The organism is Prochlorococcus sp. RS04, from assembly GCF_001989455.1.
Classification (GTDB): domain Bacteria; phylum Cyanobacteriota; class Cyanobacteriia; order PCC-6307; family Cyanobiaceae; genus Prochlorococcus_A.
On the sequence record NZ_CP018346.1, the window covers coordinates 785576 to 807175 of the forward strand.

The following is a 21600-nucleotide window of genomic DNA, read 5'->3' on the forward strand; positions in this document are numbered from 1 at the left end:
ATGCTAGCCTCTGCCCAGACAAGTAATTCTAAATTGGCACAAATAAATAACAAGTTGACAGTTCAATCTCAAAACTTCGCTATTGATTCTTGTGCCATAAGATCTCTGGATTGGGATCGCAGTAGATTTGATATTGAATTTGGCTTAAGAAATGGCACTACTTACAATAGCTTTATTATTAAAGGTGAAAAACTAGCAATAATTGATACTAGTCACGCAAAATTCGAAGAATTATGGTTTGAAGAATTACTAAAAGAGGTAAATCCACAAGAAGTGGATTATCTAATTACAAGCCATACAGAACCTGATCATTCTGGATTAATAGGTAATCTTCTAGAATTAAACAAAAATATCACAGTAGTAGGATCAAAATTAGCTCTTAAGTTTATTGAAGACCAAATACATGTTCCCTTTAAGCGACTTGAAGTTAAAAGTGGAGAGTTTTTAAATCTCGGAACTAACCCTAATAGCGGTTTAGAACATAATATTGAATTTATTAGCGCACCAAATTTACATTGGCCAGATACAATTTTTTCATATGACCACAGCACTCATGTTCTTTACACATGTGATGCATTTGGACTTCATTATTGTTCCGATGAATTTTATGACACTGATCAAAAAGAAATATATGATGATTTTCGTTTTTATTACGATTGCCTAATGGGTCCAAACGCTAGAAGCGTTCTGCAGGCAATTAAAAGAATAGATAAGCTTCCTGAATTAAAAACAATAGCTGTAGGTCATGGGCCTTTGCTTCATAATCAAGTTAATTTTTGGAAAGGAAAATATCAAGAATGGAGTAGCAATAAAAGCAAAGGTAATGATTTTGTATCAGTCTGCTATATCAGCGACTATGGTTATTGTGATCGACTAAGTCAAGCGATATCTCATGGAATAAGTAAAGCAGATGCACAAGTTCAATTAATTGATTTAAGATCTTCTGACCCCCAAGAATTAACAGGTTTAATTTCAGAGTCAAAAGCAGTAGTTATCCCTACATGGCCAGTAGATTCAGATAATGAATTAAAAGAATCCCTTGGTACTTTATTTGCAGCACTAAAATCAAAACAATTTACAGCTGTCTATGATGCATTTGGTGGAAATGATGAACCAATAGATTCTTTAGCAAGTAAATTAAGAGAACTCGGTCAAAAAGAAGCTTTCTCTCCTTTAAGAGTTAAAAACATTCCAGACCCTATTATCTACCAACAATTCGAAGAAGCTGGAACTGACTTAGGCCAATTGATCAACAAAAAGAAAAATATTGCCTCAATGAAGAGCCTTGATTCTAATTTAGATAAGGCGTTAGGAAGATTAAGTGGAGGATTATATGTAGTTACAGCTAGCCAAGGAGAAGGTTCTACATTTAGACAAAGTGCTATGGTCGCAAGTTGGGTGAGTCAGGCAAGTTTTTCTCCTCCAGGTATTACGGTTGCAGTAGCAAAAGATAGAGCTATTGAGTCATATATGCAAGTTGGAGAAGGTTTTGTTGTAAATATCTTGAGAGAAGACAACTATCAAAAAATGTTCAGACATTTTTTAAAAAGATTTGCTCCTGGAGCTGATAGATTTGCAGATGTAGATGTAATAAGCAACATTGCAGAAGGAGGACCAGTCCTATCAGATTCACTCGCCTTTCTAGATTGTAAAGTTAGTTCCAGACTGGAGACTCCTGACCATTGGATAATTTACGGAATTGTTGAAAATGGTAATGTCTCTGACTTATCATGCAAGACAGCAGTTCATCACAGAAAAGTTGCTAATCATTATTAGCTAAAAAGTTTTCAAAATGTCAGAGATTAATATTAGCTTAATTGAAGAAAATCAAAACTTTTCACAATTTGAAATTGCTGAAAATTTCACTTGCATCAGATTTCTTGATCATAATAAAGAAAGATTTGAACTTGAATTTAATCTCGAAAAAGGAACATCATTTAACACTTTTTTGATAAGAAATAATGAAGAACTTTTTATTATTTATCCACCTGAAAAGCAATATTTAAATTCATTTAACAAGATAATTTCTAACTTTTTTAATCATTTTAAATTAAAAAAAATTAACGTCATCTCTGGACATATCAATCCCCAGATAATAGAAACTATAAAAAACTTAAGTAAGCAATTTAAAGACTTAACTATAACTTGCTCAAATCCTGGCTTTAAACTTATTAGTGAACTTTGGAATCAAAGAAATCCTAACTTAAAAGACTTCGTCGAAATTCAATTACCCGAAATTAACATAATCAAGAAAGAACTTTATTTAGAATTAGAAAACATTTCACTAGAGTTAATTCCTATTCCAACTGCACGTTGGCCTGGAGGACTAATAATTTATGAACGTAATCAAGAAATACTCCTAAGCGAAAAAATTTTCTCTGCTCATATTGCATCTGAATATTGGTCTGAGACAAATCGAGTAAGTACAGAAATTGATAGAAAACACTTTTATGATTGTTTGATGGCACCAATGTCTAATCAAGTGGTATCAATAACTGAAAAAATTGCAGATTATGACATCAAAACTATTGCACCATTGCACGGTCCAGCTATCGAATATAGCTTAAAAAGCTTTTTAAATGACTATATTCGATGGGGTGAAAATCTCACAAGAAATAATCCTAAAATCGCTCTTATTTATGCAAGTGCTTATGGAAATACAGCTTCCATAGGGGATGCTTTGGCAAAAGGGATAAATAGAACCTCTGTTGAAGTAGAAAGTATTAATTGTGAATTTACATCAAATGATGTACTTATAAAATCTATCCAAAATGCTGATGGATATTTAATCGGATCTCCCACACTTGGGGGGCACGCCCCAACACCTATTGTAAGTGCATTAGGGACATTATTATCAGAGGGCAACAGAGATAAACCAGTTGGGATTTTTGGAAGTTTCGGCTGGAGCGGTGAGGCGATAGATTTACTTGAATCAAAATTAAAAGACGGCGGTTTTCACTTTAGTTTTGATCCTATAAGAATTAAATTCAGTCCAAATAAACCAAAAATTAAAGAGCTAGAAGAAATAGGAACCCATTTTGGGAGAAAAATTATAAAAAAAGCTAAGAAAAAACCCAGAAAATCAGATACTGGGATGATTACAAGTAAAACGGATCCAAAGTTACAAGCTCTTGGAAGAGTAATTGGTTCACTGTGTGTTCTAACTGCTTCTAAAGGAAAAGATGAGAATAATATCAGAGGAGCTATGCTTGCATCTTGGGTTAGTCAAGCAAGTTTTTCTCCACCAGGATTAAGTATTGCAGTAGCAAAAGATAGATCGGTAGAGTCTCTTCTGCAAATAGGAGATTCATTTGCGTTAAATATTTTAAGTGAAAAAGATTTTAAAAAACCTTTGAAAAGATTCACAAAGCCATTTGCACCCGGAGAAGATAGATTTGAAGGAATAAATATTGAATTAACTCCTAATGAACAGATAATCATTCCTGAATCGCTCGCATGGTTAGATGCTTCTGTAAAAGAGAGAATGGAATGTGGAGATCATTGGGTAATTTACGCTGAAGTACTACACGGTAATATACTAAAATCCGATAGTCTCACGGCAGTTCATCACCGCAAAACAGGTGCTAACTATTAATTTATTTATCTAATTTATGACTGAAACAAAAGATTTAATAATCATTACGGCTAGTTGCGGTAAAAATTTAGAACTTTCTGAAAAATTCCTTGAAAAAAGTAATGAACTTAAAATAAGTTCAGAAATTTTAGATCTTACCACTCTTGATATTCCATTATTTAATCCAAGAATTCACAGCAAAGAAAATATCCCAAATGAAATAGAAGAATTGAAAAAAAAGCTTTTCAAGATTGAAAAGTGGGTGATTTGTGCGCCTGAATATAATGGATCTATACCTCCCATTCTCTCCAACTTCATAGCATGGCTTTCTATTTCGGGGGATGACTTTAGGAATTTATTTAATGGTCAACCGATTGCAATAGCAACATTTTCTGGTGGTATAGGGTTAGAACTACTTACCTCATTACGCATCCAATTAGTTCATTTAGGAAGTCAAGTATTAGGGAGACAACTTTTGTCCTCATATAGTAAACCTATAGATACAAAAACTATAGAAGATATTATTCAAAGACTTTTACAAATGAAAAAATTAAAAACATAAACATTTAAAACCTAATAAATTTTATTCTTTTTTATTCCAAACTTTCAAAATTTCTCTAGCCATAGGCAGTGCATGTACTGATCCCCCACCCGGAGTATTTTGTGCAAAAGCAACTACAAGTAATTCGCTATTTTCAGAGGGAGTAAAGCAAACGAACCAAGCGTGATCTAATCCACCTTCACCGTCTTCAGCAGTTCCAGTTTTACCTGAAACTGGAGGTAAATTTGAAACTCCATAATTAATTGATACTCCTGTGCCAGACTCTACTACTTTCTTGAGACCACTTCTTATTAACTGAATATTTTTTGAATCAATATCCACTTTAATAGGTTTATTATCTGAAAGACTTTCTTCATCTTTTTTAACTAGATAAGGAGTAACTAGATAACCTCCATTTGCAATTGCGGCATATGCTCTAGCTATTTGAATAGGGGTAACTTGTACAACAAATTGTCCAATAGACATACTCGCAATATCTTCTGGCACCCAAGGTGTTCTTCCTGGTTGTCCCCATCCTCTGCCTTCTTTAGCCCATTCACTACTAGCTACTAATCCTATATTTTCTTGTTCAGAAATTTCAATTCCAGATAAAGAATTAAAACCAAGCTTTCGTGAGACCTTATGAATTTCATCAACTCCTACTCCATAACCTACTTGATAAAAAAATGTATTACTTGAAACTCTTAAAGCATCTTCATAACCTATTATCCCAAAGCCTAAATCATTATGCTCTCTAAAACATTGGCTACCATAAGTTATACATGGTTTCGTATCTAACATAGTTTCTCTAGGGAATTTGCCACTCTCTAAGCCAGCTAAAGCCGTCACAATTTTCCAAACACTTCCTGGATCATAAGCATTTAATGCTCTATTAAATAACGGTTTTTCAGGAGAATTAAAAAGTTTATTATATTCTTTCTCAGGTTTAAAATCCTTTGAAAAAAAATTTAAATCAAACGTAGGTTTACTTGCCATTGCTCTTATTGCACCATCTCTTGGATCCATTACTATTATGGCTCCAGCTTTTTTATCTTTAAGAACTTCCTCAGCAACTAATTGCAAATTAAGGTCAATTGTTAGTTCAATATTATTACCTTGTACTGAAGGTCTCATACCCAATGATCTTTGAAATTTTCCTAAAGAATTTACTTCAACGATTTCTCCACCCCATTCACCTCTTATTAAATCTTCGTAAACATATTCGATTCCAGTTCTACCGATTAAGTCATTTAATTTGTAACCATTCTTAGATAAGAATGTATATTCTGATTCAGTAATTGGCTGAGTATAACCAATCACATGGGCAGCAAGAGATTTATAAGGATAATTTCTAATTAATTTGGTAGCTATTTCAAAACTAATTAAATTACCTTCATTCTCCTTAAATTTTATTAATTGATCTACATTTAAATCATCAAGAATAATTATTGAAAGTTTCTGATTTTTTAGACCATCAGCGTATTTTTTTTGAATTTCATTACTATCAATATTTAACAAGTTAGAAATACTTGATTTATGTTTTTCCCAATTGTTTTTATTAACAGATTGAGGCTTTATTATTAAAGAATATTTAACTCTACTATCTGCTAAAACATAACCATTTTTATCTAGTATTTTTCCGCGTATTGGCTGTGAAGCAATAAGTCTGATCCTATTCTCATCAGACATCTTCTTAAAAGATTCATAATTTAAAAGTTGTAAAAAAATTAACCTAAATAAAATCAATAAAAATGATATGGAAGAAAAAATAAGTAAGACTAGTGGTTGTCTTTTTAATGAAATAAGTTTTTTATAAGGACTTGTTTTTATCAAAATATAAAAATTATTTAAATATAATTTTTTCCAATAAAGCAATGTTTGATTTGATCTCTTTAAGTCTAGTAATTAAATCTTTATAATCACTATCTTCATTTTTCAGATCTAACTCATCATTTTCAATATTAGTTGAATTCAAATTTTCACTCATAAAACTTATGCTTTTTTTAAGCAATTATTCTATTTAGTATAATCTTAAATAAGAAATTTATTTTCAAAATTATATTAACTCATATACTTAAAAAATATCAAAAACAAATTAATTTAATTGATCTATATTTTGTTCAAAATAAGGATTACAACTATTCTTTGATATCCCTAAAGACCATCCAATAAATGAAGAAATAAATATTGTAACGATTAACGGCAAAATTGCTTGTTGAGTATTTACAAGGCTAAACCATTCCCTCCAACTACTAAAAAATCTTTCTCTTTGAAATTTTCTTTTTTCATTTTCTAATAATCTCGCTTTTTTGGCGAAAGATTTTGTCACCCACTTTTCAAAAGGAATCTTTTTTATAATCGCCATTTTTCTCTCCACTTCTAATAATTGTCCAGAACTAAGCTGAGGATGAAATGTACTTATCAATTCAAGAGTTTTTAAAAACATCTCAACAGTTGCATCTTTTATAAGCTTTTGCTCATGGCTTAAATCAGCCCACTCTATTTCTGGATAAAAACGGTTTCTGTTTGGTGAAATTTGATCCTCTGACATTTGACCAGGTTCTCTTAGCCATCTATTAGTATTTTCGTCAAATCTCCGCCAATATAAAAAAGGATTAATAAAAATTGTTTTACCAGATACTTTTACTACATCTTGTTGAAGATGATTAGTTATCTTTCTTTCAGAATTTTTCGATTTTATCAAAAGTCAAAATTAATAATCTAATTAAAGATTATCTTTTATTCATTATTTTTCCAGAAATATGAAAAAAATTATCCTATAAATACTAAGTTGTCGATAATTGCCAACGCTTCTTTAAATAATTACAGTATTCACAATTTAAGGAAGGTTTTGGAAAAACATCAGAACGTAATAAATTAACCGCATCAATTATCTTATTTTCTACCCATGCAGTAGAACAATCTAATTTAATAAGATGTACGTCAAAATTTAATTGGTTATTAAATAATTTTTCATTTTTCTTTCCATTGAAATATAAAAGATAAGCTTCTTTTGCTACTTGAAAACCGTTTTTTTTAAATAGCCACTGATACATTTCTAATTGTCTCTTATAAGCTTTTGCATATTCGTATTTATTAAAAGTCTCAGACCAATCAAAATTATTTCTAGATGTTGCTTTTACATCAACGATAATAAGATCACCATTTTTTTTTTGCCAAATATCATCCACAGCTCCACCAAAATCATAGTTATGTTCAACTGACATATATCTTATTCCTTGGAAATTACTCCTCCAACGTTCTAAATCTTTGTGTTGGAAAGGCACAGCATCAATTCCATATTCAATAAATAAAGGATGAGGCTCCTGAATTTTTCTATAATAATCAAATTCATTTTTACATAAATTATCTACAGCTATATTTAAGGTAAATGGTAACGATGGCGGTTTTATTTGATATTTTTTGTCCAATACGCAACATCTTGGACAACTAAGATATTTCTCAACTGTAGATCGACTTAGTTTAATAATATCGGACATTCCATTTTATAAATCACTTAAAAATTTCTTACTTAAATAAAAAACTTTAAATTTTTTTAAGAATTTGAAGACTTACTCCCACTCAATAGTTCCAGGAGGTTTGCTTGTTATATCATAAACAACTCTATTGACTGAATCAACTTCGTTTACGATTCTATTTGCTATCCTCTCCAAAATCTTAAAAGGAATTTTTGACCAATCCGCTGTCATGCCATCCTCACTTGATACACAACGTAAAACTATTGGCCATGCATAAGTCCTTTTATCTCCCATCACTCCAACAGTTTTAACAGGTAGCAATACTGCAAAAGCTTGCCAAATATCATTGTAAAGATCTGCTTTTTTAATTTCATCTCTTACTATCCAGTCTGCATCTCTTAAACAATCAAGTTTTTCATTGTTAACCTCTCCCAAAATTCTTATAGCTAATCCAGGGCCTGGGAATGGATGTCTTTTAATAATTTCATCCGGCAAACCTAAAGCAGCTCCCACTTTTCGTACTTCATCCTTAAAAAGTTTTCTTAATGGCTCAACCAATTTAAATTGTAAATCTTTTGGCAATCCACCAACGTTATGATGACTTTTTATTTTTACAGCTATTCTTTCACCAGTCTTAGGATCAATATTAGTACCAGCACTTTCAATAACATCTGGATAAAGTGTACCTTGAGCTAAATACTGAAAAGGCCCCAATCTATTGCTTTCTTCCTCGAATACTCTGATAAATTCTTCACCTATAATTTTTCTTTTTTGTTCTGGATCAGTAATACCTTTTAATTTGGTAATAAACCTTTCCCTTGCATTAATATATTCAACTTTTATGTGAAATTTCTTATCAAAAAAATTCATTAAAAATTCTGGTTCACCTTTTCTCATGAAACCTTGGTCTATAAACATGCATGTAAGCTGATTTCCAATAGCTTTATTGAGAAGAAAAGCAAGAGTTGAGGAATCAACTCCTCCAGATAAGGCAAGCAATACTTTTTTATTGCCAACTTGCTCTCTTATTCTGGGAATAGTTTCCTCTATATAAGTTTCTGTTGTCCAATCAGCCGCACAACAAGAAATTTTATAAACAAAATTTTTAATTACCGTCATCCCAAACTCTGAATGAATAACTTCAGGATGAAATTGTACGCCAAATAATTTCTTAAAGTCATTTGAAATTGCTGCATGTAGTGTGTTCTCGGTATGAGCAATTTTATTAAATCCATCAGGCAAACAATTAATAGAGTCGCCATGACTCATCCACATAATAGATTTATCTTCTACATCAGAAAGGAGATCAGATTCTTTGTCAATACTTATTGGTGCTCTACCATATTCAGCTCTTTTGGTTGCTGAAATAACAGATCCGCCGAGTTCTTTGACCATTAATTGCATTCCATAGCATATGCCAAGAATAGGAATTCCTAAATTAAAAATTTTTTCATCGCACTTAGGAGCATTTTGTTCATATACAGAATTTGGGCCTCCACTCAAAATAATCCCTTTAGGGTTAATATTTTTAATTTCCTCAATTGAAATGTAATTACTAACTACAAGAGAAAAAACATTAGTTTCTCTAATTCTTCTTGCAATCAATTCAGAATATTGAGATCCGAAATCCAAAATTAATATTGAAGGATCTCGTTCTTTTTTTAAAGTTATTTGACTCATGTATAAAAGTTAACTCAATTTATTTACAAAAGCATAATGAATTTCAAATTACTCTCATTGAAAATAAGAAATATAATTATTGCCGTTAATTCCAGCCCACCTAATTTTCCTTTTTCTATCAAAAATGATTGATGCGATTTCCATATCGGTTCTTACATACCTATTAACATAAGTAAAAGAACGCTTTTCGATCGTATTTGATAAATTCTTGAATAATTTATCAGCTAAAGATTTATTAAATCTCTCAAGAATTTGTAATGCATTCTCAAGATTATCTAACTGAGATAATTCAACTATTATTTCAGGTGGTAGCTTTTCTTGAACAGCTAAATAAATAAGAATCTCAATTCTTGCATCAGCCAAATGATTATGCGTATGAAAAATACCGCCTGCTAATTTAATTAATTTCCCATGATAACCAAAAAGAATAACAGTTTTAACTTTTTTTATTGCAGCATCAACTAATAATGGTCCTATCCAATTTCCAATTTTGATAATTGGCAAATTAACATTATAACTTTTAGCCAAATTTAACCCATTTTCACCAATAACAAATATCACTTCCCCTGCAAAATCATTTTGAATTAACTTTGCTAGATTATTTTTAGCCTCTTCTAATTGATCAGGTGAAGCACTCGAATAAGTCTCAGCAGAAGTACCAATAATAGATAATCCATCAACAATACCAAATGACTTATTACTAGTTCTTTCTGCTAAAAACAACCCATTTGGGAAAATAATTTCTAAATTTAAATTAAAGCCGGCAGGAATACTATCTAACAAATTTTCAAATAAAACTTCTTTGGCAAAATTAGAAATGCATATCTCTGATGTATCTTCTTTTATGCCTACACCAGATCCTGCAATAATATTTATTGGAATTTTTTGAACTGGATTACTAAAAGAAATTTTTTCTAAAGAGGCTATTGTCCATATCTCTAAGTTTTGTGTAATGTCAAGATCTAAGCCTGACTTTGCAAAGGTAATTCCTAATGCATGTGAGTCATCTTTAAGTAATCCAACAGAATGAATCTCGATTTTTATTTCTTTTTTTTCATTAGGAATTTTTATTAGTTCATAATTCTTAAATGGTAACCCTACTAGTTTATTTAATGCTGACCTAGCAGCTCCAGCAACCCACAAAGGTAAAGAAAATCCTTTTTTCAAATCAAGTAATTGAAAAATATATAATGAGAACTAATCTAAGAATGACCTATTTAATAAAAAGTGGCCATACAACAAAAATTATCATTGATGATTCCTGGACCCACACCAGTTCCAGAAAAAGTTTTACAAGCATTAAGTAAGCATCCAATAGGCCATCGCAGTAAAGAATTTCAAGATCTCGTAGAGAGCACAACAAAAAATTTACAGTGGCTTCATCAAACTCAAAATGATGTTCTAACAATCACTGGTAGTGGGACTGCCGCAATGGAAGCTGGAATAATAAATACCTTAAGTAAAGGAGATAAAGTCATTTGTGGAGAAAATGGAAAATTTGGCGAAAGATGGGTAAAAGTTGCAAAAGTATTTGGTCTGGAAGTAATAAAAATTGATTCCGAATGGGGCACGCCACTTGATCCAGAAGAATTCAAAAAGGTATTAGAAGAAGATAACCAAAAAGAAATAAAGGCGGTTATTTTGACTCATTCTGAAACATCAACAGGTGTAATTAATGATTTAGAAACCATTAGTTCATATATTCGCGCCCACAACACAGCTTTATCAATTGTTGACTGCGTTACAAGTCTTGGAGCTTGCAATGTACCAGTAGATGAATGGGAATTAGATATCGTTGCTTCAGGATCACAAAAGGGATATATGATACCTCCAGGGCTTAGCTTTATAGCAATGAGCCAAAAAGCATGGGAAGCTGCAGAAAAATCTAATTTACCAAAATTTTATTTAAATTTAAAATCCTACAGAAAAAGTCTTTTAACTAACAGTAATCCATATACCCCAGCAGTTAATTTAGTTTTTGCTTTAGATGAAGCTTTAAAGATGATGAGAGAAGAAGGGTTAGATAATATTTTCCAAAGACACAATAAACACAAATTAGCAATGAGCAATGCAGTAAAAGCTTTAAATCTAAAATTATTTGCTGATGAAAAATATTTAAGTCCGTCAATTACTGCGATAAAAACTGAAGGGATTGATGCTGAAGAATTTAGAAAAACAATAAAGAATAATTTTGATATTTTACTTGCAGGTGGTCAAGATCATCTGAAGGGGAAAATATTCAGAGTTGGACATCTAGGTTATGTAAACGATAGAGATATTATTACGGTAGTTTCAGCTATGAGTAATACACTTCTCAAGCTCGGTAAAATTTCAGCTCAACAAGCTGGTGAAGCATTAGTTATGGCATCAAAATATTTAAAGGGAAATTAAGTTAAGTACCTGGCTCTTCAACATTTCCACCTAATTCAACAATCTTTTTTCTTAGAACGATTGATTTTTTTTCATCACCGTTAGTTTGAGCTATTGCAAGGGCAAACTCTAATTTTTCTAGCTGGTGGCCAGACTCAAGAAAAGATAATTTTTTCTTTACGCGGTTTTTATTATCTTTGTATGAAATTTGTGAAGACATAAAAATTCATGCTTTAATTAATATTATGCCAACAAAAGGGGACATTACGAGAGGAAACCAAAAATATTATTTGACTATAAACTTAAACAAAAAAAAATTTTTCTAATATTATGTTCAAACATCCTAGAAATTTATGCCTAACATAAATCTTATCTACTATCTTTTTGCAGGTTGCATTTTTGGAGTTTTAGCTCTAAAAACAGGAATTCCTGCGGCTCCTCTAGCAGGCGCTTTAATAGGCGCAAGCATACTAAGCATAAGTGGCAAAGTCGAAATTGCAGAGTGGCCAATCGGAACAAGAACAATTTTAGAAATCGGAATTGGAACAGTCATTGGTACATCACTAACAAAAGACTCCTTAGTTGATATTCAAAGTTTATGGAGGCCAGCTATATTAATAACTTTTACTTTAGTTATTACTGGATTAGCAATTGGATTATGGACAAGCAGATTACTTAATATAGATATTATTACAACAATTCTAGGAGCTGCACCTGGAGGAATTAGCGGAATGAGTCTTGTAGGTTCAGAGTATGGAGTAGGACCTGCGGTAGCAACTTTACACGCTGTAAGATTGATTACTGTACTCTTAATTCTTCCTTTAGTTGTAAAATGCTTGAATATATTTGGAGTGATTAAATCTTAAATTTCTATAGACATATTCACAATAAAAGATATTTTTAAATAGAGGTAAAAGCATAATGCAAAGATTAAAGAAGAAAAAACTAATACCATTAGCGTTTGCAGTTTTCGCTCCTCTAACGCTTAATACACCAAAAGTAAATGCAAGTGCATTTGGAGCAGAAATTTTTTGTACAATGAGAGACGGCGGAAATGACCATGAAAGTAGTTGGGATGCAGCTTATACTTACATAAAAAAACAAAAGGGGGGACTTTTCAAAGTTTCACCAAAAAATGCCGCAGCTCAAATTACTGAAACAGTTATAAGAGAAAGAGAAAAATTTAGTTATTGCATTGAATATTTAGATAATCTTCATCCAAATAGAAAACTAATACGAGATTTAGAGAAAGAAGAAAAAAGAAAAGAAAAAGAAGCAAAAGATAGAGAAAATAAAAGAAAAAGATTAGAAAAAGAATTAGAAGAAGCTAATGAAGAAATTTCGGAAGAATTTTCAGATGAAACACTTGATAGATATAGTTATTAACTTTAGATATTGATAATAGTTAAAGGTTCCAAAAGATAGAAATTTTTTATAAATACTATTGTGTATCTAAAAACACTAAATCATTTTTTTACTGAGAAATTTAGGCTAAAAAGCATAAATAAATGTTGACTTTTAATATATTCAAGCGATTATTTACTTAACTAAATATTCTGAATGCATATTAATGATGCGGTGTTTTTAGAGGATTTATGTCCTAAGTTCAGACTTAGACAATGGCGAAAATCTATTCATAAGTTTACTGGAAAAAGTTGTATATATTGCGGAAAACCATCTGAATCTATTGACCATGTAATACCACGTAGCCAAGGAGGATTAAGTAAAACAGAAAACTGCGTCCCTGCATGTCTTTCATGTAATGGAGATAAATCAGATGAAAATGCTTTGTATTGGTATAGACGGCAAAAATTTTACGATCCCCGAAGAGCAATGGCTATAAGAGCTTGGTTAGAAGGGGATTTAAGATTAGCTATTAGATTACTTCAATGGGCCAATCCTAATTTTAAGGTTAAAAATGAAAATTTAACAAAAGATGAATCAGAATATAAAGCAGCTTGACTACCAAACATTACATATTTCTCTAGAGTTGTGAGTCTCACATATATTTTCCAATTCTTTTGGAGATTCTTGGAATATTAAAATTGTCGAAAATGAAATAAATAAGACAAATAAATTTTGGTAGAATTTAAAATTAACTAAGCTAAATTCTTTCTCTACAGGAAGGGGGTGACTTTTGCTAATACAGAAAGTTTTTGATCTTACATGGGGTTCAAAAGCTGTCTTCATTGTCAATTAATACATATGTACTACTTTATCCCAACATGAAGAAGCCTGCAAGTTTACTCGGAAATAAAAATAAATTTTTAATCTTGGGATGTGGTTTCAGCGGTAGTTTTTTTGCAAAAACTATTCGAAAATTCGGTTGCACTGTTTTAACAAGTTCAAGATCTGCAAGAAAAGATCCAAATAGTTTTATTTTTAACAGTGAAAACGATGTGGTTCCTGATGAAAAAATTTTTGATGGAGTCACGCATATTCTTAGTTGCATACCTCCTGACAAAAATGGTAATGATCCCGTACTAGAAAGCCTTCAAAGTAAACTACAAGATTTATCCCTTGAATGGATTGGATATTTATCTACCACAGGAGTATATGGAAACACTGATGGTGGTTGGGTTTCTGAGATAGATCAGCCAAATCCTTTTCAAAAAAGAAGCCATAATAGATTAAATTGCGAAAAAAAATGGATTGAATCTAGTTTGCCCGTGCAAATTTTTAGATTACCTGGTATCTATGGTCCAGGAAGATCCACCTTTGAAGCAATCAAAAATCAAAAAATTCGAGTTATTTCAAAAAAAGCTCAAGTTTTTTCAAGGGTTCATGTTGCTGATATTACACATGCAATTATTTTTTTATTACAAAATAAAGATCGTTTAAAGTTTCACCAAATCATAAATATTGCGGATGATGAACCCTGTTCTCAGATAGAAGTTATTCAATATTGCTACGATTTACTTGGTTTAAAAATGCCAAAGCCAATATTATTTGAAGATGTAAAAGATGCATTATCGCCTATCGCTCAATCTTTTTGGATAGAAAATAGAAGAGTTTCAAACAAACTTTTATGCGAAACACTCGGATATAAACTAATTTATAAAAACTTTAAATTAGGCTTAAAAAATTGCTATCTGAACAGTTAAAAAAATAAATTAAAAAGTTTTATGAATGTTCAAAATACAATCAAATTATTAAAAGTGGTATTGAGTGTCGGAGATGAGTCAGGTATTGGACCTGAAATAATCTTAAAAGCCCTTTATTCTAGTCAGATACCCAAGAATATTGACATTGTAATAGTTGGATCAAAAAAAAATCTACAAAATACATATAAAAATCTTAGATCATTAGGATTAGAAAACCTTGCAAATCCAAAAAATTTAAAGATTCATGATCTCGAAATTTCTTCATTAGATGATGATCCTAAATCAAGTTACGGTAATTCAAGTTTCCAATATTTAACGAAAGCAATAGAACTTGTAAAACAATATCCTAATTCAGCACTTGTAACTGGACCAATTTGCAAGAAATCTTGGTCTCTAGCAGGTCATTACTTCTCTGGTCAAACTGAAGTATTAGCAAAAGCATGTGGAGTGAAAAACGTTGGAATGTTATTTACAGCAAAATCACCAATTACAGGTTGGAGATTTAATACTTTACTAGCTACAACCCACATATCCCTTTCTGAAGTTCCCAAGAAATTAACTACAGAATTAATTCACTCTAAATTGGATCTTTTCAAAGATTTTTGTAATACCTATTCTGATAAACCTACTTTAAAAGTCGCAGGATTAAACCCTCATGCCGGCGAAGAAGGTCTTTTAGGTCATGAAGAAAAGGATTGGCTCAATGATGCATTAATTACGTGGAATGAGAAAAATAAAGATATTAGATTATTTGGCCCTTTATCACCAGATAGTTGCTGGAATTCTTCGGTAAGAGCATGGAATGACAAAAATGCTGAAAAACATGATGGCATTCTTGCTATGTATCATGATCAAGGTTTAATACCAATGAAAGTAATAGCTCTTAATTACTCAGTAAATACCACAATCGGTTTACCTTTTATAAGAACATCTCCAGATCATGGAACAGGATTTGATATTGCTGGCAAAGGAATTGCTCAATCTCAAAGCATGATTGAGGCTATTAAGGCTGCCGTAGAGATGACTAACAATTCAAGACTGCTTAACACGCATTAAAACTTGACCAAATTCAACTGGTGTTCCATTTTCAACGAGAATCTCTACAATTTCAGCATTAAATTCAGATTCAATTTCATTCATTAACTTCATTGCTTCCAAAATACAAATAGTTTGACCGACCTTAACGTTATTTCCTACTTCGACAAATGGCTCCTCGCCAGGCGCTGCAGCCCTATAAAATGTCCCAACCATAGGAGAAGTAATTTCAGTTAGGTCAGAACGTCCTGGGGGCGCCACCTGAGGCGGTTCAGGCTCATTAACAACGGAGATATTATCATTAATAGTTTTTTGATTAGCAATTGTCTGCTTATCAAATGAAGTATTAGAAACTAAATTATTAATAACTTGATTCTGATCAAATACATTCCTTTTTATTTCGAGTTTAAAATCTTCTCCCTCTAGCGAGAACTCCTGTATATCACTTGTAGAGATTTTCTCTATTAAGCGATCTAAGTCATCATGATCTAATTTCATAGCCATTAATTTTCACGTCCAAGATAAGTGTCATTTCGAGTATCAACTTTAATCATTTCTCCCACAGAAATAAATAAAGGAACCATAACTTGAGCACCTGTTTCAAGAATAGCTGGTTTGGTGCCCCCGCTAGCAGTGTCACCTTTAACTCCTGGATCAGTCTCTGTAACTTTCAAAGTAATAGATATTGGAAGGTCTACTTCTAAAACTTTACCATTGTGGAAAATTACATTAACCTCCATTCCCTCTTTCAAATACTTTGCGCCTTTACCGATTTGTTCAGAGTTGAGTCTTGTCTCTTCAAAACTTGTCATGTCCATAAAAACATAATCACCAGACTCCACATAAGTATGCTGCAGGTTAGACTTCTCAAGGATAGCCTGCTGTACTGATTCTCCGGCTCGAAAAGTTTTTTCAACAACGTTGCCGGTTTGAACTGATTTTAATTTTGTTCGTACGAAAGCAGAACCCTTACCAGGCTTGACATGTAGAAATTCTACAACACGCCAAACTTGTCCATCCAATTCGATGGTAGTACCTGTGCGAAAATCGTTACTGGAAATCATTCCTGTATTACATCACCCAAGGATCATAAACCTGCAAGAGTGCTATGCAAAAATTCTTATCAAATCAGAACAAACTTTTCTTAATTATATCAATTGTAATTTTACAGTTTTTTCTTTTAAAACCTATTCAAGTATTAGCTGATTTACCTACTGGAAATGCAGTAAAAGACCCTAATGCAATCCTCAGAAACGCACTCCCTATCAAGCAAGTTGAGTTACAAGAAATTCAACACAAATTGGAAGAAACTAGTGACCTTGTAAGAGGAGGAAGATGGCCCGCTCTTACGAAAACTGTTACAAAATGTCAATCTTTGCTAAAAAAATACCAAAGTAAAATTATTCAAGAATTACCAAAAGATAAAAAGAAGATTGCTGAAAAAACATTTTTAGAACTCAAAGAAAATTTTGATAGCCTTCAAGATTACTCTAAATCAAAGGATAAATATTCGTTTATAACGACTCGAAGAAATGCTTTAAATAAAATAGGTGGATTAGAAGAATATTTTTTACCAAAAGAATTTCCATACTCTATTCCTCAGGAATTTGATAATTTACCAAGATTACTAGGCAGAGCAAAAGTCAATATAAAAACCTCCAAAGGAGATATGCAAGCAATTGTGGATGGATTTAACGCCCCACTTACAGCAGGAGCATTTATAGATTTATCTTCAAAAAACTTCTACAAAGATTTACCCATTAACAGAGCAGAAGAATTTTTTGTACTGCAAACAGGTGATCCAATTGGTGATGATATTGGGTACATAGATACTGAAACAAACGAAGAACGTCACGTTCCCTTAGAAATAAGAATTCCTGATGAACAAGATACTTTTTACAATCAAACTTTTGAAGATTTAGGTCTTTACACAGAGACACCAACATTACCTTTTGCAACACTTGGAACTCTAGGATGGTCCCATTCAAATGCCGCAGTTGATGATGGGTCATCACAATTTTTCTTCTTTTTATATGAAGCAGAATTAAATCCAGCGGGTCGCAATTTAATTGATGGAAGGAATGCTGCCTTTGGTTACGTTGTAGATGGATTTGATGTATTAGAAGAGCTTACTAAAGATGACACAATAATTTCTATTGATGTTTTAGAAGGGATTGAAAACCTCAAATTAAATGCATAAAGAAATATTAGAAGATATAGGGGAAAAAGAATTAATAAATAGGCTAGGAAAATTTATGCCTAAGAATCAAGTTTCAGATGATTGCGCTTTAATCAAAACTAAAAATGAAAATTTACTTGTTAATACTGATTCTTTAGTGGAAAATGTTCATTTTAATGACATTAGTATTTGTCCTCAAGACCTTGGGTGGAAAGCAGTTGTAAGCAACATCTCTGACTTATTATCTAGTGGAAGCAAAAAAACTATTGGTATTACAATAAGCCTAGTTCTACCTGTTCGAACTGAGTGGATTTGGGTTGAAGAAGTATACAAAGGCATAAATAAAGCATTAAAAGAATATGGCGGATTGATTCTAGGGGGAGACTGCTCAAAGGGGAATGAAAAAATCATTTCAATTACGGCCTTTGGAATTCAAGGTGAGCTTGAATTAAGAAGAAACGCATGTAAACCAGGAGATATAATCTTAAGTACAGGAATTCATGGTCTTAGCAAACTGGGATTTTTGATACAAAATAAAATTAATTTTGATAATGAAATTTCTCTTAATGAAAGATTAATCGTTAAGTCTATTGAACATTTTTGTCGCCCTAGAATTTACCCAAATTTTCTAAATAATCTCCTCAAAACTCGCTCCAATAAAAATATAACGAGAATAGGATGTACTGATAGCAGTGATGGCCTATTTCAAGCCTTACAAGATTTAGCAATAGCTAGCAACTGCAAAGCGATCATAAACTATAAAAAAATACCTAAAGATAAGGATTGGCCTAAAGGAGAAAAATGGGACGAATACTATTTTTTTGGAGGAGAAGATTATGAATTAATTTTCTCATTGCCCAAAAAATGGGCAGAAAATTTATCTAAACTTGATAAAAATATTAATGAGATTGGTTTTTTTACTGATGGTAGACCATCAATAGAATTCAAAGATTATAAAAAAAACAAATTATTTAACAACACACCTTTCAAACACTTTTAATTACTCCCAATTTTTAGCAACAATTTCTGCTAAATCTACAACTCTCTGACTATAACCCCACTCATTGTCGTACCATGCAAGCACCTTTACAAGGTTATCTCCAATACACATAGTAAGATCACTATCTACAATTGATGATTCATTGGTACCTGCATAATCGCTTGACACTAATGGTTCATCTCCATACTTAATAATGCCTTTCATTGTACTTAGAGATGCTTCCTTAAGGGCATTATTGACTTCTTCAGCAGTGACAGATTTAGAAGATTCAAAAACAAAATCTACTGCTGAAACGTTAGGAGTTGGAACTCTCATTGCAATTCCAGTTAATTTGCCTTTCATTTCTGGGTATACAAGAGCTACTGCTTTTGCAGCTCCTGTAGAAGTAGGAACTATGTTTGTAGCAGCGGCTCTAGCCCTTCTTAGATCTCTATGACTATTATCTAAAATTCTTTGATCACCTGTATAACTATGAATTGTAGTCATCAAACCTTTATTAATCCCAAAAGTTTGATCTAAAACTTTGACTACTGGAGCTAAACAGTTTGTTGTACAACTAGCATTACTCAAAATATCGTAATCTTTATGATTATATGTATCAGCATTAACTCCAACTACATAAGTACCAACGCCATCCCCTTTACCAGGCGCAGTTAAGATAACTTTTTTTGCTCCTACTTCTAAGTGCTTACTTGCACCTACGTCTGTATTAAATACTCCAGTAGATTCAATAACCAAATCTACACCCCAGTCTTTCCAGGGGAGATTCATTGGATTTCTATCTGAGAAACATTTAATTGTTTTGTTATTAATTACAAAAGTATCATCAGTATATTGAATATCAACACCATCAAGTTGACCAAGGACTGAATCGTATTTTAATAAATGAGCATTAGTCTTAGGATCTGATGTAACGTTAATTCCGACTACTTCAATATTGGTGTAAGCACCTCTACTAAGCCAACAACGCATAAAATTTCGACCAATTCTGCCAAAGCCGTTAATTGCAACACGCAAAGTCATAACTAATAATTTCTAAATGATTAACCTAAGTTGCTGATCATACTGAATTTTGTGCAATAACGTAAGGTTTTTTTGATTTATTAAGCAAATAAGTCTAGTTTTGTATTAATTCAAGGAAAAAAAACATTTTTTTTTAAGAAAAAATAGCAAAATTTTACCTAGAAGTTATTTTGATTTAAGTAAAAGATAAACATTGGATAAAAAATTACTTTTGAAAAGTCATTTTCATTTTATTGGGATCGGAGGTATTGGGATGTCAGCATTAGCAATAGGTTTACTTAAAAAAGGTTGTTCAGTTTCAGGATCTGATTTAGTAAAAAACAATGAAACTAATAAATTGGAGAAACTAGGAGCAGTAATCTTTACTTCTCAAGTTCGACAAAATATTGAATTTGTTACTTCAAAATTTACCAACAGATTGATTAATTTTGTTGTAAGCTCCGCGATCAAGCCAGAAAATGAAGAATTTTCGTATTGCAAAGAAAAAAATTTATCAATAAAACATCGTTCAGAGATACTTGCGATGCTAATGCGCACTTATACGGCATTAGCGATAGCAGGCAGCCACGGAAAAACATCAACTAGTACATTTCTTTCTACGATACTTGAGTTATGCACGCGTAATTCTTCTTCAATAACTGGAGGAATAATTCCTATTTACAACTCTAATTGTCATCTAGAAAATACAAAATACTTAGTAGCTGAAGTTGATGAATCTGATGGAACTATTAACAAATATAAATCTGATATTGGAATAATCAATAACATTGATTTTGATCATTGCGATCACTTTTCTAATTTAAGTGAAGTCATATCTTCTTTTAAAAGTTTCGCTAAAAACTCTAAAAAATTATTACTTAATTTTGATTGTGAAACCTCAAGAAAAAATTTTTATTCTAATTGTAAGTGGTCAAACTCTACGGCTAAAAACGTAGCATATGCAATAATCCCGACTGAAATCAATTCAAAGTATACAATTGGAAAATATTATGAAAATGGAAATTTTATCAGTAATTTAAATATTCCAATTCCAGGACTACACAATCTATCCAATATCACCGCAGCAATAGCAGCTTCCAGAATGATAGGAGTAGATTTTAAAGAAATTAAGAAAAATTTAAAATATTTGAAACTGCCAAAAAAAAGATTTGAATTTAGAGGCCAAATAGATGAAAGAAATTTATATGATGATTATGCTCATCACCCAAACGAAATAAAAGAGACGATTAAATTAGGAAGATTATTTATTGAGCAAAAAAATAATAATGAATTTCAAAAAAATAGATTAGTTGCTTTATTTCAACCTCATAGATATTCTCGAGTAAAGCAATTTAATAAAGAATTCGCTGAAGAATTATCAAAAGCAGATGTTATTTATGTGACAAGTATTTATGGAGCAGGAGAAGGAAACGAAGATAAAATTACTTCGAAAATTATTACAGATTTGATTTATAAAAAAAATAAAAATGTTAGTTACATAAATAATTATTATGAAGTTTCAAAGAATTTTTACGAATTAACTCAAAAAGGGGATTTAATTTTGAATATGGGAGCTGGTGATTGTCATAATTTCTGGTCAATTTTAAATGAAAAAAATAATTAAAATTAATAACTA

23 protein-coding genes are annotated in these 21600 nt (G+C 31.6%); 12 read left to right on the forward strand and 11 right to left on the reverse strand.

Annotated elements, in window-relative coordinates; all coding sequences use genetic code 11:
- From BS621_RS04505 to BS621_RS04515, 3 genes are read left to right on the forward strand one after another with little or no spacing between them, the layout of a single operon-like run.
- Complete coding sequence (locus tag BS621_RS04505; protein ID WP_077141968.1) at positions 1-1776, forward strand: diflavin flavoprotein; 1776 nt, start codon at positions 1-3, stop codon at positions 1774-1776.
- A 16-nt stretch (positions 1777-1792) separates the two neighbouring features.
- A complete protein-coding gene (locus tag BS621_RS04510) occupies positions 1793-3595 on the forward strand; it encodes a diflavin flavoprotein (protein ID WP_077141969.1) in 1803 nt (600 codons plus the stop codon).
- A gap of 16 nt (positions 3596-3611) precedes the next feature.
- Positions 3612-4136 (forward strand): NAD(P)H-dependent oxidoreductase, encoded by a 525-nt coding sequence (locus BS621_RS04515; protein WP_077141970.1) that lies wholly within the window; start codon positions 3612-3614, stop codon positions 4134-4136.
- Positions 4137-4157: 21 nt separating this feature from the next.
- Here BS621_RS04515 and mrdA read toward each other — a convergent pair whose 3' ends face one another.
- The 6 genes from mrdA to cbiD all read right to left on the reverse strand — a co-directional run bounded on the left by mrdA (position 4158) and on the right by cbiD (position 10441).
- Positions 4158-5945 carry a penicillin-binding protein 2 gene (mrdA, locus tag BS621_RS04520; protein ID WP_077142668.1) on the reverse strand — a complete coding sequence of 596 codons (1788 nt, stop codon included), beginning with the start codon at positions 5943-5945 and terminating at the stop codon, positions 4158-4160.
- Between the two features lie 13 nt (positions 5946-5958).
- Positions 5959-6102 (reverse strand): hypothetical protein, encoded by a 144-nt coding sequence (locus tag BS621_RS09430; protein WP_198025668.1) that lies wholly within the window; start codon positions 6100-6102, stop codon positions 5959-5961.
- A 108-nt stretch (positions 6103-6210) separates the two neighbouring features.
- Positions 6211-6819, reverse strand: coding sequence for a hypothetical protein (locus BS621_RS04525; protein WP_025932875.1), 609 nt, complete (start codon positions 6817-6819; stop codon positions 6211-6213).
- An 82-nt stretch (positions 6820-6901) separates the two neighbouring features.
- Positions 6902-7615 carry a PD-(D/E)XK nuclease family protein gene (locus BS621_RS04530; RefSeq protein WP_077141971.1) on the reverse strand — a complete coding sequence of 238 codons (714 nt, stop codon included), beginning with the start codon at positions 7613-7615 and terminating at the stop codon, positions 6902-6904.
- Positions 7616-7687: 72 nt separating this feature from the next.
- Positions 7688-9274: a glutamine-hydrolyzing GMP synthase gene (gene guaA, locus BS621_RS04535; protein ID WP_077141972.1), complete on the reverse strand. Its 1587-nt coding sequence runs from the start codon at positions 9272-9274 to the stop codon at positions 7688-7690.
- Positions 9275-9328: 54 nt separating this feature from the next.
- On the reverse strand, positions 9329-10441 hold the full coding sequence (gene cbiD / locus BS621_RS04540; RefSeq protein ID WP_077141973.1) for a cobalt-precorrin-5B (C(1))-methyltransferase CbiD: 1113 nt from the start codon (positions 10439-10441) through the stop codon (positions 9329-9331).
- An 87-nt stretch (positions 10442-10528) separates the two neighbouring features.
- Here cbiD and BS621_RS04545 point away from each other — a divergent pair, with 87 nt between their 5' ends.
- Positions 10529-11665: a pyridoxal-phosphate-dependent aminotransferase family protein gene (locus BS621_RS04545; protein WP_077141974.1), complete on the forward strand. Its 1137-nt coding sequence runs from the start codon at positions 10529-10531 to the stop codon at positions 11663-11665.
- A 1-nt stretch (position 11666) separates the two neighbouring features.
- Here BS621_RS04545 and BS621_RS04550 read toward each other — a convergent pair whose 3' ends face one another.
- A complete protein-coding gene (locus BS621_RS04550; protein ID WP_025932869.1) occupies positions 11667-11864 on the reverse strand; it encodes a hypothetical protein in 198 nt (65 codons plus the stop codon).
- Positions 11865-11997: 133 nt separating this feature from the next.
- Here BS621_RS04550 and BS621_RS04555 point away from each other — a divergent pair, with 133 nt between their 5' ends.
- The 3 genes from BS621_RS04555 (at position 11998) to BS621_RS04565 (ending at position 13606) form a co-directional block, all read left to right on the forward strand.
- Positions 11998-12510, forward strand: coding sequence for an AbrB family transcriptional regulator (locus BS621_RS04555; RefSeq protein WP_077141975.1), 513 nt, complete (start codon positions 11998-12000; stop codon positions 12508-12510).
- A gap of 55 nt (positions 12511-12565) precedes the next feature.
- Positions 12566-13030 carry a DUF6554 family protein gene (locus BS621_RS04560; RefSeq protein ID WP_077141976.1) on the forward strand — a complete coding sequence of 155 codons (465 nt, stop codon included), beginning with the start codon at positions 12566-12568 and terminating at the stop codon, positions 13028-13030.
- Positions 13031-13204: 174 nt separating this feature from the next.
- A complete protein-coding gene (locus tag BS621_RS04565; protein WP_077141977.1) occupies positions 13205-13606 on the forward strand; it encodes an HNH endonuclease in 402 nt (133 codons plus the stop codon).
- Here BS621_RS04565 and BS621_RS09665 read toward each other — a convergent pair whose 3' ends face one another.
- Positions 13607-13834, reverse strand: a complete 228-nt coding sequence (locus BS621_RS09665; protein ID WP_077141978.1) for a transcription factor TFIID — start codon at positions 13832-13834, stop codon at positions 13607-13609. It lies immediately after the preceding gene.
- A 35-nt stretch (positions 13835-13869) separates the two neighbouring features.
- Here BS621_RS09665 and BS621_RS04575 point away from each other — a divergent pair, with 35 nt between their 5' ends.
- Together BS621_RS04575 and pdxA are read left to right on the forward strand one after the other, a co-directional pair.
- Positions 13870-14748, forward strand: a complete 879-nt coding sequence (locus tag BS621_RS04575) for an NAD(P)-dependent oxidoreductase (RefSeq protein ID WP_077141979.1) — start codon at positions 13870-13872, stop codon at positions 14746-14748.
- A gap of 21 nt (positions 14749-14769) precedes the next feature.
- A complete protein-coding gene (gene pdxA, locus BS621_RS04580) occupies positions 14770-15804 on the forward strand; it encodes a 4-hydroxythreonine-4-phosphate dehydrogenase PdxA (protein ID WP_077141980.1) in 1035 nt (344 codons plus the stop codon).
- Here pdxA and accB read toward each other — a convergent pair.
- Positions 15781-16287, reverse strand: coding sequence for an acetyl-CoA carboxylase biotin carboxyl carrier protein (gene accB, locus BS621_RS04585; RefSeq protein WP_077141981.1), 507 nt, complete (start codon positions 16285-16287; stop codon positions 15781-15783). The two genes, pdxA and accB, sit on opposite strands and share 24 nt — an antisense overlap.
- Positions 16287-16847: an elongation factor P gene (gene efp, locus BS621_RS04590; protein WP_077141982.1), complete on the reverse strand. Its 561-nt coding sequence runs from the start codon at positions 16845-16847 to the stop codon at positions 16287-16289. Before efp ends, accB begins: the two co-directional genes overlap by 1 nt.
- Before the next feature lie 44 nt (positions 16848-16891).
- On the opposite strand from efp, the gene BS621_RS04595 reads away from it, so the two are divergent.
- Positions 16892-17983 carry a peptidylprolyl isomerase gene (locus tag BS621_RS04595; protein WP_077141983.1) on the forward strand — a complete coding sequence of 364 codons (1092 nt, stop codon included), beginning with the start codon at positions 16892-16894 and terminating at the stop codon, positions 17981-17983.
- Positions 17976-18962 carry a thiamine-phosphate kinase gene (gene thiL, locus BS621_RS04600; protein ID WP_077141984.1) on the forward strand — a complete coding sequence of 329 codons (987 nt, stop codon included), beginning with the start codon at positions 17976-17978 and terminating at the stop codon, positions 18960-18962. Before BS621_RS04595 ends, thiL begins: the two co-directional genes overlap by 8 nt.
- Here the strand turns inward: thiL and gap are convergent, their stop codons facing one another.
- Positions 18963-19985, reverse strand: coding sequence for a type I glyceraldehyde-3-phosphate dehydrogenase (gene gap / locus BS621_RS04605; RefSeq protein ID WP_025932858.1), 1023 nt, complete (start codon positions 19983-19985; stop codon positions 18963-18965).
- A 193-nt stretch (positions 19986-20178) separates the two neighbouring features.
- Here gap and murC point away from each other — a divergent pair, with 193 nt between their 5' ends.
- Positions 20179-21588 (forward strand): UDP-N-acetylmuramate--L-alanine ligase, encoded by a 1410-nt coding sequence (gene murC / locus BS621_RS04610; RefSeq protein WP_077141985.1) that lies wholly within the window; start codon positions 20179-20181, stop codon positions 21586-21588.
- The last annotated feature ends 12 nt before the right edge of the window (positions 21589-21600 follow it).

Bases quoted from the DNA above. Each gene is read 5' to 3' on its own strand.
- BS621_RS04560 (WP_077141976.1), top strand. From the start codon at position 12,566: ATGCAAAGATTAAAGAAGAAAAAACTAATACCATTAGCGTTTGCAGTT.
- BS621_RS04510 (WP_077141969.1), top strand. From the start codon at position 1,793: ATGTCAGAGATTAATATTAGCTTAATTGAAGAAAATCAAAACTTTTCA.
- BS621_RS04515 (WP_077141970.1), top strand. From the start codon at position 3,612: ATGACTGAAACAAAAGATTTAATAATCATTACGGCTAGTTGCGGTAAA.
- BS621_RS09665 (WP_077141978.1), bottom strand. From the start codon at position 13,834: ATGAAGACAGCTTTTGAACCCCATGTAAGATCAAAAACTTTCTGTATT.
- BS621_RS04550 (WP_025932869.1), bottom strand. From the start codon at position 11,864: ATGTCTTCACAAATTTCATACAAAGATAATAAAAACCGCGTAAAGAAA.
- BS621_RS04545 (WP_077141974.1), top strand. From the start codon at position 10,529: ATGATTCCTGGACCCACACCAGTTCCAGAAAAAGTTTTACAAGCATTA.
- pdxA (WP_077141980.1), top strand. From the start codon at position 14,770: ATGAATGTTCAAAATACAATCAAATTATTAAAAGTGGTATTGAGTGTC.
- accB (WP_077141981.1), bottom strand. From the start codon at position 16,287: ATGGCTATGAAATTAGATCATGATGACTTAGATCGCTTAATAGAGAAA.
- BS621_RS04555 (WP_077141975.1), top strand. From the start codon at position 11,998: ATGCCTAACATAAATCTTATCTACTATCTTTTTGCAGGTTGCATTTTT.
- BS621_RS04595 (WP_077141983.1), top strand. From the start codon at position 16,892: ATGCAAAAATTCTTATCAAATCAGAACAAACTTTTCTTAATTATATCA.
- thiL (WP_077141984.1), top strand. From the start codon at position 17,976: ATGCATAAAGAAATATTAGAAGATATAGGGGAAAAAGAATTAATAAAT.
- BS621_RS04575 (WP_077141979.1), top strand. From the start codon at position 13,870: ATGAAGAAGCCTGCAAGTTTACTCGGAAATAAAAATAAATTTTTAATC.
- BS621_RS04505 (WP_077141968.1), top strand. From the start codon at position 1: ATGCTAGCCTCTGCCCAGACAAGTAATTCTAAATTGGCACAAATAAAT.
- BS621_RS04565 (WP_077141977.1), top strand. From the start codon at position 13,205: ATGCATATTAATGATGCGGTGTTTTTAGAGGATTTATGTCCTAAGTTC.
- gap (WP_025932858.1), bottom strand. From the start codon at position 19,985: ATGACTTTGCGTGTTGCAATTAACGGCTTTGGCAGAATTGGTCGAAAT.
- BS621_RS09430 (WP_198025668.1), bottom strand. From the start codon at position 6,102: ATGAGTGAAAATTTGAATTCAACTAATATTGAAAATGATGAGTTAGAT.
- guaA (WP_077141972.1), bottom strand. From the start codon at position 9,274: ATGAGTCAAATAACTTTAAAAAAAGAACGAGATCCTTCAATATTAATT.
- BS621_RS04530 (WP_077141971.1), bottom strand. From the start codon at position 7,615: ATGTCCGATATTATTAAACTAAGTCGATCTACAGTTGAGAAATATCTT.
- efp (WP_077141982.1), bottom strand. From the start codon at position 16,847: ATGATTTCCAGTAACGATTTTCGCACAGGTACTACCATCGAATTGGAT.